Here is a 15,564-nt window from a genome sequence, read left to right as displayed (position 1 = left end):
CGCGGCTGCGAGATGAAACAATCGTTGGGGCTTATACCCCTTTACGCGAGGAGCGAAAGCGCATCGTCGATACGCCCCAGACTCTCGTCGCGGCCGAGCGCCGTCATGGCGCCGGCGAGGTCCGGCGCGGGGGCGCCGCCCGAGAGGATGCCGCGTAGCGCGGGGCCGATCTTGCCGAGCCCGACGCCTTCGGATTCCGCGAAGGCGCGCAGGGCGTCTTCCAGGCCGGACACGCTCCAGTCGGCCACCTTCGCAAGCGCAGCGCGAAGACGAACGAAGCGAGCGCCAGTCTCCTCTTCGGCCAACTGGGCGCGGGTCTTCTCGGTCAGCTCCAGCGGCCGGGTCTTCAGCACGAACACCACGGCGTCGGCGAGCTCCAGGGTCGTCTTCGCCCCGTCGCGGACGAACGGGATGGTCCGCGCGATCAGGGTCTCGTCGCCTTGGCGCAGCTTCACGTCGCGGCTCCGCAGGATCCTGGCGACCAGGGCGGCCAGCCGGGCCGGGTCGGCCTGCCGGATATAGTGGTTGTTGAGGTGATTGAGCTTGGCCCAGTCCAGGCGGGCCGGGGCGCTGACCACGTCGATGATATCGAACCAGGCGATGGCCTGCTCGTCCGAGAAGATCTCGTCGTCCCCGTGGCCCCAGCCCAGCTTGGCCAGGTAGTTGCGCAGGGTTTCGGGCAGGTAGCCCATGTCGTCGAACTCGCTCACCGCCTGGGCGCCGTGCCGTTTCGACAGCTTCGCCCCGTCCGGACCGTGGATCAGCGGGAGGTGCGCCCAGACCGGGATCTCCCAGTCGAGGGCCTGGTAGATGATCGTCTGGCGGGCCGCGTTGTTCAGGTGGTCGTCGCCGCGGATCACGTGGGTGATGCCCATGTCGTGGTCGTCGACGACGACGGCGAGATTATAGGTGGGGTTGCCGTCCGAGCGCAGCAGGATCAGGTCGTCCAGGCTCGCGTTCTGGAACTTCACGTCGCCCTTCACCGCGTCGGCGACGATGGTCTCGCCGTCCAGCGGGCTCTTCAGGCGCACGGCGTAGGGACGGTCCGGCCAGGTCGACGGGTCGGCGTCGCGCCAGGGCGAACGGACGACGCGGCCCTCGGCGCGGGCGGCTTCCCGCTCGGCCTCCAGCTCCTCCGGCAGCATGTAGTCGCGATAGGCCTGGCCGCGTTCCAGCAGCTCGGCCACGGCTTCGCGATGCCGGTCGGCCCGGGCGAACTGGAACACGGGCGGTTCGTCGGCTTCCAGGCCCAGCCACTTCAGGCCCTCGAAGATCACTTCGACGTTGGCCTCGGTGGAGCGCTCGCGGTCGGTGTCCTCGATGCGCACCAGGAACTGGCCGCCAGTGTGCCGTGCGTAGAGGAAGTTGAAGAGGGCCGTCCGCGCCGTCCCGATATGCATCATGCCGGTAGGCGAGGGGGCGATGCGGGTGCGGACGGGTCGGCTGGTCATGGCGCTCAGGACATTGCTGCGGCGGGGAGACGCCCCCGCGAGGGGGCGCCTCTTAGCACAGCGATCCGAGCGGGTGTTAGGCCATGGCCACAGCAAGGCTGCGGCGACGGCGCAGGGCCGCGCCCGCCAGGCCGAAGCCGCCGATCATCAGGGCCCAGGTCGTGGGCTCCGGAACCGCGGTCACCGTCAGCGAATCGAGGCGGTAGCCGTCGGCCGCGTCGTTGTTGTTGCCGAACCAGAATTCCTTGTAGCCGGCGGTGTTCAGGTTGACCTGGTAGACCTGGTCGTCGCCCGTACCGCTGAGCCACGCGCCGCCGTTGGCGCCCGTGACGCCCATGCTGGTCCCGGCGCCATCGAAGATGCCGCCGTAGCCCAGGTGCTGCAGCTTGCCGTCCATGGTGACGCCGTAGAGCTTCAGGGTGTCGTTGTTGTCGACGCGGTCGAAGGTGGCGCTCAGCAGCGAGACGCCTTCCGAGACCACGATCCGCAGGATTTCGTTCGGGCCGTCGGCGTCGACCTGGTTGCACTGGTTGCCCGCCTCGCCGGACCAGCACACGCCAATCCCGGTGGCTTCGCGGCGGATGCTCTTGGCGGTCAGGCCCGACAGGACCGTGGCGGCGTCGGCGCCGCTCATCAGGTTCTGAAAGGTGATCGGCGACGAGGCGAAGGTGTAGCCCGTGGCGCTGATCGTGATCCCGTCCTTGGTCTGGGTCAGGGCGGCGCCGGTGGCCAAGGTGGTGTTGGAACCGCCGAGGTTGAAGGTGGTCGTGGCGGAAGCCGGCGCAGCCAGCGTAAGCGCAACGGCCGTCGCGGCCGCGAATGTAGCGAAACGGAACATCTGAACTATCCCCACGAGACCGACATGGCCTCTCCACGCCGATTGCTGCAATCTGTGGGCCGGTGCGGGGACGGGACGGCTTGAGCGCAAGGACTTCCGAGGCGTCGTTCGAGGACGCGGCGCCAGCGCCATCGTCGCGGCTGCGCGGCTGGCTGGCCGACCAGGTCGAGGCGCAGGCCGACCGCTGGACCCTCTGGACCCCCGTGGCGCTGGGCTGTGGCTGCGCGCTCTACTTCGGATTGCCGCGCGAGCCTCAGGCCTGGATGGCGTGGGCGCTGCTGTCTGTCGTGGCGGGCCTGCTGATCGCCCTGCGCTGGAGCGCCTGGCGGGCGACGACCATGACGCTCGCGCTCGGCGCCTGCGCGGTCGGAGGATTCGCGGTGGCCAAGCTCCGGACCGAGGCGGTGAAGGCACCGGTGGCGCAGGCTGGCGCGCGGCCGCAGGCGATCGAGGCCTGGGTGGTCGACATCGCCCAGCCCGGCGAGAGCGGCCAGCGGCTGCTGCTGGCGCCGATCCGGGTCGGCGACTGGCCGGCCGGGGCGACGCCGGTCCGGGCGCGCGTGACGCTGCGGCCCGACATGGCCCTGCCCAACCCGGGTGAAGCGGTCAGCCTGCTGGCCATCGTCAACCCACCGCCGCCGCCCGCCAGCCCGGGCTCCTACGACTTCGCGCGCGACGCCTATTTCGAAAGCGTGGGCGCCGTGGGTCTGGCGCTGCGGGCGCCGGAGGCCGTCTCGCCGGAGGTGAAGGCGCCGTGGCGGCTGCGGCTGACCATGGCCGTCAACGCCACGCGCTGGGCCCTGACCCGCCGCATCGTGGCCGCCCTGGGCCCGGAGACCGGCGGCCTGGCGGCCGCCATGACCACGGGACACGAGGCCTTCATCCCGCGCGAGCAGGTCGAGAACCTGCGGGCCGCGGGCCTGGCGCACATCATCTCGATCAGCGGGCTGCACATGGCCATCGTCGGGGGCTTCGCCTTCGCCGCGGCGCGGCTCGCGGTGGCGGCCTGGCCGTGGCTGGCGCTGCGCGTCCCGGGCAAGAAGGTCGCGGCCCTGGTCGGCCTCGCGGCGGTGGGCGGCTACCTGCTGCTCTCCGGCGCGCCGCCGCCGGCCGAGCGCGCCGCCATCACCGCGTCCGTGGCGTTCGCCGCCATACTGGTGGATCGCCAGGCGATCAGCCTGCATGCCCTGGCGCTCGCGGCGATGGGCGTCCTGCTGTTGCAGCCGGAGGCGGTGACCGAGCCCGGTTTCCAGATGTCGTTCGCCGCGACCGCGGCCCTGGTGGCGTTGGCCGAAATCTGGCCTCGGCCCGTGAAGGAGATCGAGGTCCCGTGGCCGATCCGCGCCGTGCAGGGCGCGGCGACCTGGACCGCCGCCAGCATCGCCGTCAGCTTCGTCGCGGGCCTCGCCACCGGCCCCTTCGCCATCCAGCACTTCAACCGGGTCTCGACCTGGGGCCTGTTCGCCAACCTGGCCGTGGCGCCGATCTCGTCGTTCCTGATGATGCCCGGCCTGGCGCTGGGGGCGGCGCTGACGCCCTTCGGGCTGGGCCAGGCCCCGCTGGAAGTGGCGGGCTGGTCGATCGGGCTGATGAACCGGATCGCGGCCTGGGCCGCAGGCGCCCCTGCAGCCCAGATCGTGGTGCCGAGCGCGCCGGACTGGGTGCTGCCGGTGAGCTTCCTGGGGCTGCTGTTCGTCTGCCTGTGGCGGGGGGCGCTGCGCTGGGCGGGCTTGCCGCTGGCGCTGGCGATCCTCTGGGCGCCACGGCCGGCGCCCCCGGATGTCTGGATTTCGGCGGACGGCGCGGCAGTGGCGGTGCGCGAGGGCCGCGAGGCCGTGCTGCTGCGGCCGGACGTGAAGCTGTTCGGGGCCGAGCTCTGGTCGCGACGGCGAGGCCTGACACCGCTGATCAGCGAGGCCGAGCGCGACAAGCGGTTCGCATGCGACGCCTGGAGCTGCGCGCCCGACAGCCAGGCGCCCGTCCGGCTGGCGGCGGCCTGGAACCTGAAGCGGCCGCTGAAGCCTGGGCGGCTGGAGGCGCTTTGCGCCAACGCCGATGTGGTGGTCCTGCGCAACGCGTTCCGGCCGGAGGCCTGCGGGGCGTCTCTCGTGCTCACCGGTGAGGACTTCGCCCGAGGCGGCTCGGCGGAACTCTATCGCGCCGGAACCGGCTGGCGCATCGTCTGGGCGCAGGACCTCCGCGGACGCCGGCCCTGGACCTGGGGCTACGATCCGCGATGATGTTCGCCAAGGCCCTGCGGGAACGGGTCCGTTCGGGCGAGATCACCACCAGCGTGCGCGTCTGGCTGGCTCCCCGCGTGAAGGTCGGCGGCCGCTATCCGCTGCTCGACGGACACATCGAGGTGGTCCGGCTGCAGGAGGTCGACCTGGACGACGTGACCGAGGCCATGGCGCTGGAGGGGGGCTTCGAGAGCCTGGAGGCGCTCATGAAAACCGCCCGCCACGGGCGTGGCGAGCGGGTCTTCATCGTGGATTTCGTATTCGTCGGGCCGGCGGACGGCTAGTGATACCGGCGGATGAGGCCGACCAGCTTGCCCTGCACCGCCACGCGGTCGGGACCGAAGATGCGGGTCTCGTACGCCGGATTGGCGGCCTCCAGGGCGATGGAGGCGCCCTTCTTCCGCAGGCGCTTCAGGGTGGCTTCCTCGCCGTCGACCAGGGCCACCACGATGTCTCCGGAGACCGCGCTGTCGGTGCGGCGGATGACCACGAAGTCGCCGTCCAGGATGCCGGCGTTGATCATCGAGTCGCCGGCGATCTCGAGGACGAAGTGCTCGCCGGCCCCCAGGATGCTTTCCGGCACCGGCATGCGGTCGCGCTCCTGTTGGATCGCCTCGATGGGCGTGCCGGCGGCGATCTTGCCGAGGATCGGCAGCTCGCGGCTGTCGTTGGCGGCGGCAGGCACGGCCGCGCCGGCCTCGACGAACTGGGGTTTGAAGGGCGCGCGGCCCTTGGGCGGGGCGGCGGGCGTAGCCTGCTGCGGCAGCTTCACCACCTCGAGAGCCCGGGCCCGGTGCGGCAGGCGGCGCAGGAACCCGCGTTCCTCAAGCGCCGTGATCAGCCGGTGGATGCCCGACTTGGAGGCCAGGTCCAGGGCTTCCTTCATCTCGTCGAAGGAAGGGGAGACGCCCGATTCCTTGATCCGCTCGTGGATGAACATGAGCAGTTCATGTTGTTTGCGGGTAAGCATTGCGGGACCTCGAAGAACAAAGCGCCAACTTCTGTCGATGTTCTCTAGGTGTTCCGCGTTAATGTCAAGTTACACCGGTATGCATTGAAAACGCTGCGAAATTTCCCGAGGTGAGGGCGACTCAGGCGAGCAGGGCGCGAGTCGCCGCCGCGACGTCGGCCTGACGCATCAGGCTCTCGCCCACCAGCATGGCGCGGGCCCCGGCGCGTTCCAGGCGCGCGGCGTCGGCGGCGGTGAAGAGGCCGCTCTCGGTGACCAGCAGCGCGTGGGGTGGCGCGTAGGCGGCCAGCCGCTCGGTGATCGCGAGATCGACGGTGAAGGTGCGCAGGTCGCGGTTGTTGACGCCGACGACGTCGGCGCCCAGGGCTCGGGCGCGGGCCATCTCGGCCTCGTCGTGAACCTCCACCAGGGCGTCCATGCCCAGCCGGCGCGCCTCGGACATCAGCTCGCCGGCGAGCACGTCATCGACCATGGCGAGGATCACCAGGATGGCGTCGGCGCCCAGGGCGCGGCTCTCGGCCACCTGCCAGGGATCGACCAGGAAGTCCTTGCGGATGCAGGGCAGGGAGACGGCGTCGCGCGCGGCGGTGAGGAAATCGTCGGCGCCCTGGAAGCTGGGCGCGTCGGTGAGCACCGACAGGCAGGCCGCGCCGCCGACCTCGTAGGCGCGGGCCAGGGCCGGCGGGTCGAAGTCCTCGCGGATCAGGCCCTTGGACGGCGAGGCCTTCTTGATCTCGGCGATCAGGGCCAGGCGGCCGGGTCCGTGGGCGCGTTCCAGGGCGGCGCGGAAGCCGCGGGGCGGGGAGGCGCCGGCGGTCGAGACGGTCGGTCGCGCAGCACGGCGCTCGGCCACCTCCTCGCGCTTGTAGGCGGCGATCTTCTCCAGGATATCGGTCATGCGCCGGCGATCTCGACCAGCTTGTCCAGCGCGCGCTGGGCGCGGCCGTCGTCGATGACCTGGCCGGCCAGCTCCACGCCCTCGCGCAGGGTCTCGACCTTCTCGCCCACCAGGAAGGCGGCGGCGGCGTTCAGCAGGACGATGTCGCGATAGGCGCCTTGCTCGCCCTCCAGGAGGCGGCGCAGGGCCTCGGCGTTCTGGGCCGGTGTGCCGCCGGTCAGGTCGGCCAGGGCGGCGCGCTTCAGGCCCACGGCCTCGGGCGTCACCGTGAACAGCCGGACCTGGCCTTCGCGGAACTCCGCGACGCTGCTCTCGCCCGTGGTGGACATCTCGTCCAGGCCGCCGCCGTGGACGACCCAGGCGCGCTCGGCGCCCAATGCGCCCAGCACCTGGGCCAGCGGGGCCACCCAGCGTTCGGCGAACACGCCGACGACCTGGCGCTTGGCGCCCGCCGGGTTGGTCAGCGGGCCCAGCAGGTTGAAGATCGTCCGGAAGCCGAGCTCCTGGCGGATCGGCGAGACGTGCCGCATCGCTCCGTGATGGGCGGGCGCGTAGAGGAAACAGATCCCCGCCTCGTCCAGCGCCTTGAGCTGGCGCTCCGCGCCCGCATCGATCGCCACGCCCAGCTCCGAGAGCACGTCGGCGCCGCCCGACTTGGACGACAGCGCGCGGTTGCCGTGCTTGGCGACCTTCAGGCCCCCGCCCGCGGCCACGAAGCCCACGGCGGTGGAGATGTTCAGGGTGTGCAGGCCGTCGCCGCCCGTGCCGCAGACGTCGATGGTGGGGTAGGGCGGGTCGAGGTGGACGGCGGCCTTGCGCATGGCCCGGGCGCAGGCGGTGATCTCCCCCAGGGTCTCGCCGCGCATGCGCATGGCGGTGAGCGCGGCGCCCACCTGGGCCGGAGTCGGCTCGCCCCGCAGGCAGGCGGCGAAGAACTCGCCGGCGTCGTCCTCCGACAGGGTGCCGCCGTCGGCGAGGCGCGAGAGAAGCGGCTTGAATGCGTCGGACATGGCTAAGGTTCGGTCAGACCTGGCTGAGCCGCTTCACGCCGGCGAGGTCCAGGAAATTGCCCAGGAGCTCGTGACCGCATTCCGTGGCGATGGATTCCGGGTGGAACTGCACGCCGTGGATCGGGCGGGTTCTGTGGCGCAGCCCCATGATCTCGCCGTCCTCGGTGCGGGCCGTGACCTCCAGCACCTGCGGCAGATCGTCCTTTTCGACGGAAAGGCTGTGGTAGCGCGTGGCGGTGAAAGGGTTCTTCAACCCCGCGAAGACACCGGTACCCGTGTGATGGATAAGACTGGTCTTCCCATGCATGAGGGCGCGGGCGCGGATGACTTCGCCGCCGAACGCCTGTCCGATCGCCTGATGGCCGAGGCAGACGCCGAGGATTGGCAGGGATTCCGGCGCCTGGCCGATGATACCGAGACAGATTCCGGCTTCATTTGGCGTACAAGGCCCGGGCGACAGCAGGACGGCTTCGGGCCGCAGACCGAACGCCTCTTCGACGGTGATCGCATCGTTGCGATGGACAACCGTCTCCGCCCCCAGCTCGTTCAGATAGTGGACGAGGTTGTAGGTGAAGCTGTCGTAGTTATCGATCACCAGGATCATGACGGTTCCATAGGCTTTGCCGCGGCGCGCGCCAAGCGGGATGCTGGGCGAATGGAATTGCGCGATTCGGCTTTGGACGTGGCGGAAGTGGAGAGGGCGCGGGCGCTTCTCAAGACGCCGGTGCGACAGGACCCGATGTGGCCCGCGCTGATGGCGGCCACGGCCCTGGCGGTGACCTCCGTGGTGTTCGCCACCGTGATGGTGCTGGCCCCGCCGCTGCAGACCGAGCACGTCACGCGGGGCGCGCCCAGCTAGCGTCTAGTTTGTAGGCGCGGGCCCAACAGGCGCGCACCAGCAAGCGCCGCGTGTTGAATTACGCATAAGGACAGGCAAAGCGTCGCCCGGGGTGTGGGGCGCTGAATGTACGGTCAGGTCGGAACTCGCCGGCGGCGGGGCGTGATTTCGGGGCGGGCGCGGAAGGCCTGGCTGGGGTTGGCGGCGGCCCTTGGCTGCGGCGGACCGGTCCTGGCCGGAGACATCTTCGAGGCGCCCGTCGGCTGGAACGGCGTGGTTCCGGAGTTCCAGAGCGCCGACGGCGCGGTCCGGCTTCGCCCGCGCGCGCGGCTGCAGTTCGATGGGGCGTTCACGGACGACTCGGCGTTCCCCGCCCGCAACCGGTCGGGAACCGAGTTGCGCTCGGTGCTGGTGGGCGTGGAAGGTGCGGTGGAGAGCACGAGCTATGCCGTCAACGTCGATTTCGCGAACCACCAGTCCAATATCCGGAGCGCCTACCTTGCCTGGCGCGGACGGGTTCCGGCGGGGGAATGGGAGGTGATCCTCGGCAACCGGCTGAGCGAGCGGTCGCTCGAAGGTTCGAGCTCCAGCGAGGCGGTCCCCTTCCTCGAGCGCAACGTCGTCGCCCAGGCCATCGTCCCACTCAAGGGGGCCTACGGGTTAGGCCTGATGACCCGGTTCTACGGACCGAACTGGCACCTGGCCGCCCAGGTCGCCGGCGATGACATCAACAACCCCGAGGTCACGCGGGGCACGGTGACGACGTCGGTGAGAGGCCACTGGAATCCGGTGATCTCGAAGGCCTTCGTGGTCCATGTGGGCGGGTGGGCGTTCCATGAAGACTTCTCGGATCGGGTGACGCGTCTGAACCGCGACACCTATTGGGGCGGGCAGCATTTCAACGACGACCTGCAGGTCTCGCTGGGGACCATCGCGGCGCCCCGGAACGGCGCCGGGTACGGAATCGAGCTTGGCGCCCTGGTCGGGGCCGGCTGGTCGTTCCTCGAGTTCGGACAACGTGAGATCTCGGCGCATTCCACGCATGTGACGGTTCGCGCCTGGTCGGCGGAGGCGGGATGGTTCCTTACGGGAGAGCGACCGCCCTATGCGGCGCGCACCGGCGCATTCGTGCGGATGAGCCCGCGCGAGCCGGTGTCGCGCGGGGGGCTCGGCGCGATCGAACTGTCCGGTCGGTTCGAGCGGCTGGACAACACCGACGCGCCGCGGGGCGGGCTGGGCGATGCGGCGACGCTAGGCCTGTCCTGGCGGCTCGAGGACTGGCTGCGGCTGACCTTGAACGCCAGCCGCTGGTCCACGGAAAGCCATGCGGGAGCCTTCGCCGGCTCGGACCATGGCGAAAGCCTGACCACGCGGCTTCAGCTCGCGTTCTAAGCTGTCGCCTAGTGGCCGAACAGCCGCGCGAAGGACGCCTTGAACACCGCCGACAACCCGCTCGATGGCGCCGCCATCGCCTGGAGGAAGGCCAGGGTGCGACCCGCGGCGTCCTGGAATTCGAACGAGGTCTGGACGAAGGAGCAGTTGGCGATGCGAGGCGGCACGCCCCCCGCGTAGATCAACACCGCCCCTTTGAACTCGCACCGCTCGAAGGAAGCGCCATCCAGGAGGACTCTTCCGGTGAAGGTCTTCCCCTCGTACCGATTGGAGGGGCCGGCGGCCGACTTCGACCAGTCGGCGGGAAGGTGGATTTCAGATCGACCCAAGGATGGCGCTCCGCGTGCGAGCCTCGGTCAACGCTCAAGGTTGGGTTTCGATCCGAAACGGCGGGCGCTAGATGAAGCGCCAGCTCTCCTCCGCGGCGCTTCGCAGGGCGCGGGCCTTGTGGAGGGTCTCGTCGTACTCGGCGTCGGGGTCGGAATCGGCCACCACGCCGCCGCCCGCCTGGACGTACATGACGCCGTCCTTGAACAGCGCCGTGCGCAGGATGATGCAGGTGTCCACCGAGCCGTCCGAGCCGAAGTAGCCGGCGGCGCCGGCGTAGCCGATGCCGCGCTTCTCGATCTCCAGTTCGTCGATGATCTCCATGGCCCGCACCTTGGGCGCGCCCGACAACGTGCCGGCGGGCAGGGCCGCCATCACCACGTCAACCGGGTCCAGGCCTTCGGGGGCGTCGCCCTCGACGTTGGAGACCAGGTGCATCACGTGGCTGTAGCGCTCGACGAAGAAGCTGTCAGTGACCCGCACCCGGGGCGCCCGCGAGGGCGGGGCGGGCTCGTTGGCGCCGGCCTGCTTCAGCATGGCCACGCGGCCCACGTCGTTGCGGCCGAGGTCCAGCAGCATCAGGTGTTCGGCCCGCTCCTTGGGGTCGGCGATCAGTTCCTCCTCGAGGCGACGGTCCTCCTCGGGCGTAGCGCCGCGGGGGCGGGTCCCGGCGATGGGCCGGATGGTGATCTTGCCGTCCCGCAGGCGGACCAGGATCTCGGGGGACGAGCCCGCCAGGTGGAAGTCGCCGAAGTCGAGGAAGAACAGGAACGGCGAGGGGTTGGTCCGCCGCAGCGACCGGTACAGCGCGAACGGGTCGTGCTCGAAGGGCGCGCGGAAGCGATGGCTGGGCACGACCTGGAAGATGTCGCCGGCCCGAATGTAGGCCTTCGCCTTCTCGACGATCTCGGCGTAGGCCTCGCGGCTGACCGGGGTCGTGAAGCGGTCGGGCTGCGGCCGGGCGGCGCCGGTGAGCGGCGGGGCCGGCTTCTTCAGGTCGTCGGCCACGGCCCGCAGGCGACCTTGAGCCGCCGCATAGGCGTCCTGGGCCGATGCGCCATCCGGGCGGACCGCGGTCACCAGCAGGATCTCCTGGGCGATGGCGTCGAAGATCGCGACGATGGACGGCCGCGCCAGCACCCCGTCGGGCAGGTCCAGCGGGTCGGGATTGACGTTCGGCAGCTTCTCGACCAGCCGGATGGTGTCGTAGCCCAGCGCGCCGAACACGCCGGCGGCCATGGGGGGCAGGCCCTCCGGAAGCTGGATGCGCGAGGCGGCCAGCAGGTCGCGCAGGCTGTCCAGCGCCCCGCCATCCTGGGCCACGAAGCGGCCCGCGGCGATGTCGGCGGGTCCCCTGGCGATCTCGGCCACGTCGCCCCGGCAGCGCCAGACGAGGTCGGGGTTCAGGGTGATGATCGAATAGCGTGCGCGGAAGGCGCCGCCCTCCACCGACTCGAAGAGGAAGGCGTACGGCTTGCCGTGGCCGATCTTCAGGAAGGCGGAGACCGGGGTCTCCAGATCGTCGACCAGGCGCGTCCAGACGACCTGGGGGGCGCCGCCGTCGTAGGTCGAACGAAAGGCCTCGAACGGCGGCTCGGACGTCACTTCTTCTTCTCCGCGGCGCCCTTCTTCTCGACCACCGGCTCGAAGCCGACCGCATTGCGGGCGCGGGCCGGGTCGACCTTGGCCTTCAGCTTGGTGCGGGCATAGAGCTGCGCCGCCTCGCCCATCTCGCGGAAGATCGCCTGGGCCAGGGCGCCGCGGTTCTCCTCGGCCAGCCGCGCGGCGGTCGGACCGGCGTCGGTGCGCACGTTCTCGACGCGGCCGACGACGATCCCGTTGGGCGCGCGGGCGACCCAGACCTCGCCCTGCTTGGCGGCGAAGGTGCGGCCCAGGACTTCGCGGCCGAGGTCCTGATGGGTGTTGGCGGTCTGGCGGGTCACGCCAGGCAGGCGTGAGACCGGCAGGCCCGAGGCGGCCTCCAGGGACTCGCCCTTGGCGACGCGGGCCCGGATCGCTTCGGCGCGGGCTTCCAGCGCCTTGACGATCTCGCGCTGCATCCAGACCTGGGTGACCATCGGCCGGATCTCGGCCAGGGGCGGCACGTGGGCCGGAATGATCCGTTCCACGCGGACGGCGAAGTAGGCGCCGTCGCCGAGTTCGGTGACCTCGCTCTCGCCACCGGCCGGCAGGTTGAAGGCGGTCTCGAGGATCTTCGGCGGGAAACCCTGGAGCTGGCCGCCCTGCTGGTTGACCCCCTGGGCGGTGATCGGGCCGACGGTCGTGGCCGTCACTCCGGCCTTCTGGGCGGACTCGGCCAAGCTGGCGCCGCCCTGGTGGGCGTCGTCATAGGCCTGAGTCTGGGCGTAGACCTTCTCGGCGACCATGTCCTTGCGGATCTCGGCCTCGAGCATGGGGCGCGCCTCTTCGAGGGTGACCTCGCGGCCGGGAACGACGCTGACCACCTTCACGACAGCCAGGCCCAGGTCGCCCTGGACGGTGGCGACCTCGCCGGCCTGCATCTTGAACGCGGCCTGGCCGACCTTGCGGTCCGAGATCGCGGTGAGCGGGCGGTCCTGGAAGGTGATGGCGTCGACGCCCACGGACTTGGCGACGGCCTCGGGGGCCTGACCGGTGCGCAGGGCGGCGGTGACCTTCTGGGCGGTGGCGGCGTCCTTGGCCGGGATCTGCACGATGCTGCGGGTCTCGGGCTTGGACAGCGTGTCCTTGCGGAACTGGTAGCGCTTCTGCAGTTCGGCGGGATCGACCGGCGCCGTCGCCGCGCCCGACGCCTGGGGCGTGAAGGGAACGACGGTGAGGATGCGCATCTCGGGCAGGCTGAGCTGGGTCTTGTTCTCGTTGATGAAGGCCTGCAGCTGGGCTTCGGTGGGCTCGGCCGGCTTCGGCACGGCGTTCGGGCCCAGGGTCACGTAGGCGAGGTCGCGGGATTCCAGTGCAAACACCGACGCCAGGGCGCCGTAGGCGCGGGGCGCGGTCAGGCCGTTCTGGACAGCGACCGCCCAGTGCTGGGTCGCCATTTCGTCGCGCAGCACGGCGTCGAAGCGTTCCGGCGTCATGCCGTTCTCGCCCAGGCGCTGCTGAAAGGTTTTCTTGTCGAAACGGCCCGAGATCGGGTCGAAGAAGGCCGGGATCTTTTCGATCTGGGCCAGGACCAGCTTGTCGCCCGGCTTGATGCCGATGCGCGACATCAGTTCCGCCAGCGACTCGCGGGTCGCCACGCCGTTCAGCACCACGGCGTCGAGGTTGCCCTGCTGGGCCTGCTCGACGGTGATCGGCTGACCCTGCTGCTGCTCCAGGCGCTTCTTGTAGTTGTCGTACTCGTTGCGGAACTCGGCGGAATTGATGGTCCGGGAGCCGACCTTGACGACGCTGTCGCCGGCGACGACGCCAGCGCCACCCTGGTTCACCCCCCAGCCGATGAAGCTCACCGCGAGCAAGGCCATGAGGATCTTGGCGGGCCAGGACTTCGCAAAGTTGCGGACGGCGGCGAGCATTCGGGTCCTTTCCCGGGAGAGGCGTGGGCGCCGGTATAGTGGAGCGGGCTTCCGTCCGGCAAGCGCGTGACAGCAGCGGCGGCATGCCTTAACCGCCGGGGCGACCATTTCACGGAGGACCGATGACCGCGCCGCAGCCCCTGATCGCCGGAAACTGGAAGATGAACGGCCTGGGTCCGTCCCTCGTGGAGGCGCGGGCGGTGGCCGCCGGGCTTCAGGCGACGATGGCGCGCGTGGCGATCTGCCCGCCGGCCACTCTGATCCACCGGATGGCGGAGGCGCTCGCAGGGACCCCCCTGCTCATCGGCGGGCAGGACAACCACTGGGACGACGCCGGCGCCTTCACCGGGGACCTGTCCGCCGCCATGCTCGCCGACGCGGGCGCGAGCCTGGTGATCCTGGGTCACTCCGAGCGGCGCGCGGGCTATCGCGAAACCGACGAAGTGGTGGCGGCGAAGGTCCGGGCGGCGTTGCGGGCCGGGCTGGAGCCCATCGTCTGCGTCGGCGAGACGCTGGAGCAGCGTAAGGCCGGCGATGCGCTGGCGGTCGTGACGGGGCAGGTCCGGGGTTCTCTCCCTGCCGAGCTGGCCGGCGGCGCGTTCTCGGTCGCCTACGAGCCCGTCTGGGCCATTGGCACGGGACTGACGCCCACGACGATCGAGATCGAGGAAGTCCACCGGGCGATCCGCGCGACCCTGGTCGAGATGTTCGGTGAGGCGGGCAAGGCCGTGGCGATCCTGTACGGGGGGTCGGTGAAGCCCTCGAACGCCGCCGAGATCCTGCACGCGGACGAAGTCGGTGGGGCGCTGGTCGGCGGAGCGTCGTTGAAGGCCGAGGACTTCCTGGGGATCATCCGCGGACTCTAGGCGACCGCGGGCTGGCCCAGATCGGCGATGAGCAGGCGGACCAGCTCCGCCTGGCGGTGCGCGCCGGTCTTCTCGAAGATCCGCGAGAGGTGGGTCCGCGCCGTCGAGAACGAAATGCCCCGGCGCTCGGCCGCTGCCCGCTTGCCGTCGCCCTTGGCGATCTCCAGGGCGAAGGCCGCCTCGGCGGGGGTGAGACCATACTTCGCGCGCAGGCGTTCGCCCGGATCGCTTGGCGGGCGCCGACCGGCCTCGAAGACGATGGCGACCGGCAGGCTGGCGCTGAGGAGGGGGATTTCGCGGCGGATCGGCACGAATTGGAGCAGCAGGTCCGGCTCCTGCCCCTGGGCCAGCCGGAGATCCCCACCACCGCCGTCGACGCCTTCGGCGCAGCGACGGATCAGGGCCTGGAGACGGTCGGCGTCCTCCAGCCGCGCCGTGGTCAGCTTGCCTTGCGCCCGCCGCACGCCGCGCCCGCTGCAGAGGAGCTGTTCCGCGGCCGGATTGGCGAACAGCACCTGTCCATTGGAATCCAGGATGAAGGCGGCGGTGGGCATCTGCTCCACCAGACGCGCCGTGGCGCTGTCGCTGGCGTCCGCTTCGCCCATCCGGATGTTGAGCTGCACCGCGCGCTGGATATGCGGCATGAGCAACTCCAGCAATCGAAGCTGGTCGCGCCCGAACGCATCGCGGCCCGGCAGCATCAGGACGGTGCGCCAGCCTTGCTCGGCCAGGACCATGCCGCCCAGCACGGTGCTGTAGCCCTGCGGCTGGGCCCACTCGGCGTGGTAGGCGCTCTTCACCAGCTCGTCGCGGGGCATGACCATCGCGTCCGTGGCCGGACGGCCGACCCCGCGGCGGGTGATGCGATGGAATACGTGGTTGAGCGGATGATAGGCCTCGGCGTAGAGCCGCAGCTGCTCGGGATCCGTGCGCGGCGCCACCATCCAGGGCAGGGCGTCGGACGCCATGGCGCCCAGCGCCGCCTCGCGGGCGCCCAGCGCGTCCGCCAAGTGGGTGAGCGTGTCGGGCCAGAGCGCGAACGAAGTTCCCGCGTCGTAAATCCTGCCGATCAGGTCCAGGACGTCGGTCTCACCGATGGCTTTCATGGTGTCGGGCCCCCAGCCGCTTCACCTCCTCAACTCGCGAGACGTGGCCAAGGTTCGCCGAACGTCGAATTTTCTCGCCGGTTTCCGCGCCAGACCTCGAACGAACGTCCGAT

15 protein-coding genes are annotated in these 15,564 nt (G+C 70.5%); 5 read left to right on the top strand and 10 right to left on the bottom strand.

What is annotated here, in order from left to right; all coding sequences use genetic code 11:
- Window positions 1–41: 41 nt before the first annotated feature.
- On the bottom strand, window positions 42–1,460 hold the full coding sequence (gltX, locus tag EPO51_RS06640) for a glutamate--tRNA ligase (RefSeq protein WP_465246592.1): 1,419 nt from the start codon (window positions 1,458–1,460) through the stop codon (window positions 42–44).
- A gap of 67 nt (window positions 1,461–1,527) precedes the next feature.
- Window positions 1,528–2,289, bottom strand: a complete 762-nt coding sequence (locus EPO51_RS06635) for a PEPxxWA-CTERM sorting domain-containing protein (RefSeq protein ID WP_293347597.1) — start codon at window positions 2,287–2,289, stop codon at window positions 1,528–1,530.
- Window positions 2,290–2,369: 80 nt separating this feature from the next.
- Here EPO51_RS06635 and EPO51_RS06630 point away from each other — a divergent pair, with 80 nt between their 5' ends.
- Together EPO51_RS06630 and EPO51_RS06625 are read left to right on the top strand one after the other, a co-directional pair.
- Window positions 2,370–4,529, top strand: coding sequence for a ComEC/Rec2 family competence protein (locus EPO51_RS06630; RefSeq protein ID WP_293347594.1), 2,160 nt, complete (start codon window positions 2,370–2,372; stop codon window positions 4,527–4,529).
- Window positions 4,526–4,813, top strand: a complete 288-nt coding sequence (locus tag EPO51_RS06625) for an ASCH domain-containing protein (RefSeq protein ID WP_293347591.1) — start codon at window positions 4,526–4,528, stop codon at window positions 4,811–4,813. The genes EPO51_RS06630 and EPO51_RS06625 overlap by 4 nt, the downstream gene beginning before the upstream one ends.
- Here the strand turns inward: EPO51_RS06625 and lexA are convergent.
- The 4 genes from lexA to EPO51_RS06605 form a co-directional block, all read right to left on the bottom strand.
- Window positions 4,810–5,499 carry a transcriptional repressor LexA gene (lexA, locus tag EPO51_RS06620; RefSeq protein ID WP_293347588.1) on the bottom strand — a complete coding sequence of 230 codons (690 nt, stop codon included), beginning with the start codon at window positions 5,497–5,499 and terminating at the stop codon, window positions 4,810–4,812. The genes EPO51_RS06625 and lexA overlap by 4 nt on opposite strands.
- Before the next feature lie 121 nt (window positions 5,500–5,620).
- Window positions 5,621–6,397, bottom strand: a complete 777-nt coding sequence (trpC, locus tag EPO51_RS06615; RefSeq protein WP_293347585.1) for an indole-3-glycerol phosphate synthase TrpC — start codon at window positions 6,395–6,397, stop codon at window positions 5,621–5,623.
- Complete coding sequence (gene trpD, locus EPO51_RS06610) at window positions 6,394–7,407, bottom strand: anthranilate phosphoribosyltransferase (protein ID WP_293347582.1); 1,014 nt, start codon at window positions 7,405–7,407, stop codon at window positions 6,394–6,396. The genes trpC and trpD overlap by 4 nt, the downstream gene beginning before the upstream one ends.
- A 13-nt stretch (window positions 7,408–7,420) precedes the next feature.
- Window positions 7,421–8,011, bottom strand: coding sequence for an anthranilate synthase component II (locus EPO51_RS06605; RefSeq protein ID WP_293347579.1), 591 nt, complete (start codon window positions 8,009–8,011; stop codon window positions 7,421–7,423).
- Between the two features lie 51 nt (window positions 8,012–8,062).
- Here EPO51_RS06605 and EPO51_RS06600 point away from each other — a divergent pair, with 51 nt between their 5' ends.
- Both EPO51_RS06600 and EPO51_RS06595 read left to right on the top strand, forming a co-directional pair.
- Window positions 8,063–8,266 carry a hypothetical protein gene (locus EPO51_RS06600; RefSeq protein ID WP_293347576.1) on the top strand — a complete coding sequence of 68 codons (204 nt, stop codon included), beginning with the start codon at window positions 8,063–8,065 and terminating at the stop codon, window positions 8,264–8,266.
- A gap of 141 nt (window positions 8,267–8,407) precedes the next feature.
- Window positions 8,408–9,637 (top strand): OprO/OprP family phosphate-selective porin, encoded by a 1,230-nt coding sequence (locus EPO51_RS06595; RefSeq protein WP_293347573.1) that lies wholly within the window; start codon window positions 8,408–8,410, stop codon window positions 9,635–9,637.
- Between the two features lie 8 nt (window positions 9,638–9,645).
- On the opposite strand, the gene EPO51_RS06590 is transcribed toward EPO51_RS06595, so the two are convergent.
- The 3 genes from EPO51_RS06590 to EPO51_RS06580 all read right to left on the bottom strand — a co-directional run bounded on the left by EPO51_RS06590 (window position 9,646) and on the right by EPO51_RS06580 (window position 13,479).
- Complete coding sequence (locus tag EPO51_RS06590; protein ID WP_293347570.1) at window positions 9,646–9,966, bottom strand: hypothetical protein; 321 nt, start codon at window positions 9,964–9,966, stop codon at window positions 9,646–9,648.
- Between the two features lie 67 nt (window positions 9,967–10,033).
- Window positions 10,034–11,569 (bottom strand): anthranilate synthase component I, encoded by a 1,536-nt coding sequence (gene trpE, locus EPO51_RS06585; RefSeq protein ID WP_293347567.1) that lies wholly within the window; start codon window positions 11,567–11,569, stop codon window positions 10,034–10,036.
- Window positions 11,566–13,479 carry a peptidylprolyl isomerase gene (locus EPO51_RS06580; protein ID WP_293347564.1) on the bottom strand — a complete coding sequence of 638 codons (1,914 nt, stop codon included), beginning with the start codon at window positions 13,477–13,479 and terminating at the stop codon, window positions 11,566–11,568. Before EPO51_RS06580 ends, trpE begins: the two co-directional genes overlap by 4 nt.
- Window positions 13,480–13,601: 122 nt before the next feature.
- Between EPO51_RS06580 and tpiA the strand changes: the two genes are divergently transcribed.
- The gene (gene tpiA, locus EPO51_RS06575) at window positions 13,602–14,345 is read left to right on the top strand and encodes a triose-phosphate isomerase (protein ID WP_293347561.1); all 744 of its coding nucleotides are present in this window, start codon (window positions 13,602–13,604) and stop codon (window positions 14,343–14,345) included.
- Here the strand turns inward: tpiA and EPO51_RS06570 are convergent.
- Complete coding sequence (locus EPO51_RS06570; protein WP_293347558.1) at window positions 14,342–15,451, bottom strand: helix-turn-helix transcriptional regulator; 1,110 nt, start codon at window positions 15,449–15,451, stop codon at window positions 14,342–14,344. The two genes, tpiA and EPO51_RS06570, sit on opposite strands and share 4 nt — an antisense overlap.
- Between the last annotated feature and the right edge of the window lie 113 nt (window positions 15,452–15,564).

The sequence above is a fragment of the Phenylobacterium sp. genome, assembly GCF_004297125.1.
Classification (GTDB): Bacteria; Pseudomonadota; Alphaproteobacteria; order Caulobacterales; family Caulobacteraceae; genus Phenylobacterium.
The sequence above is the reverse complement of the archived record's forward strand: the minus strand, read 5'-3'. Positions and strand labels throughout refer to the sequence as shown.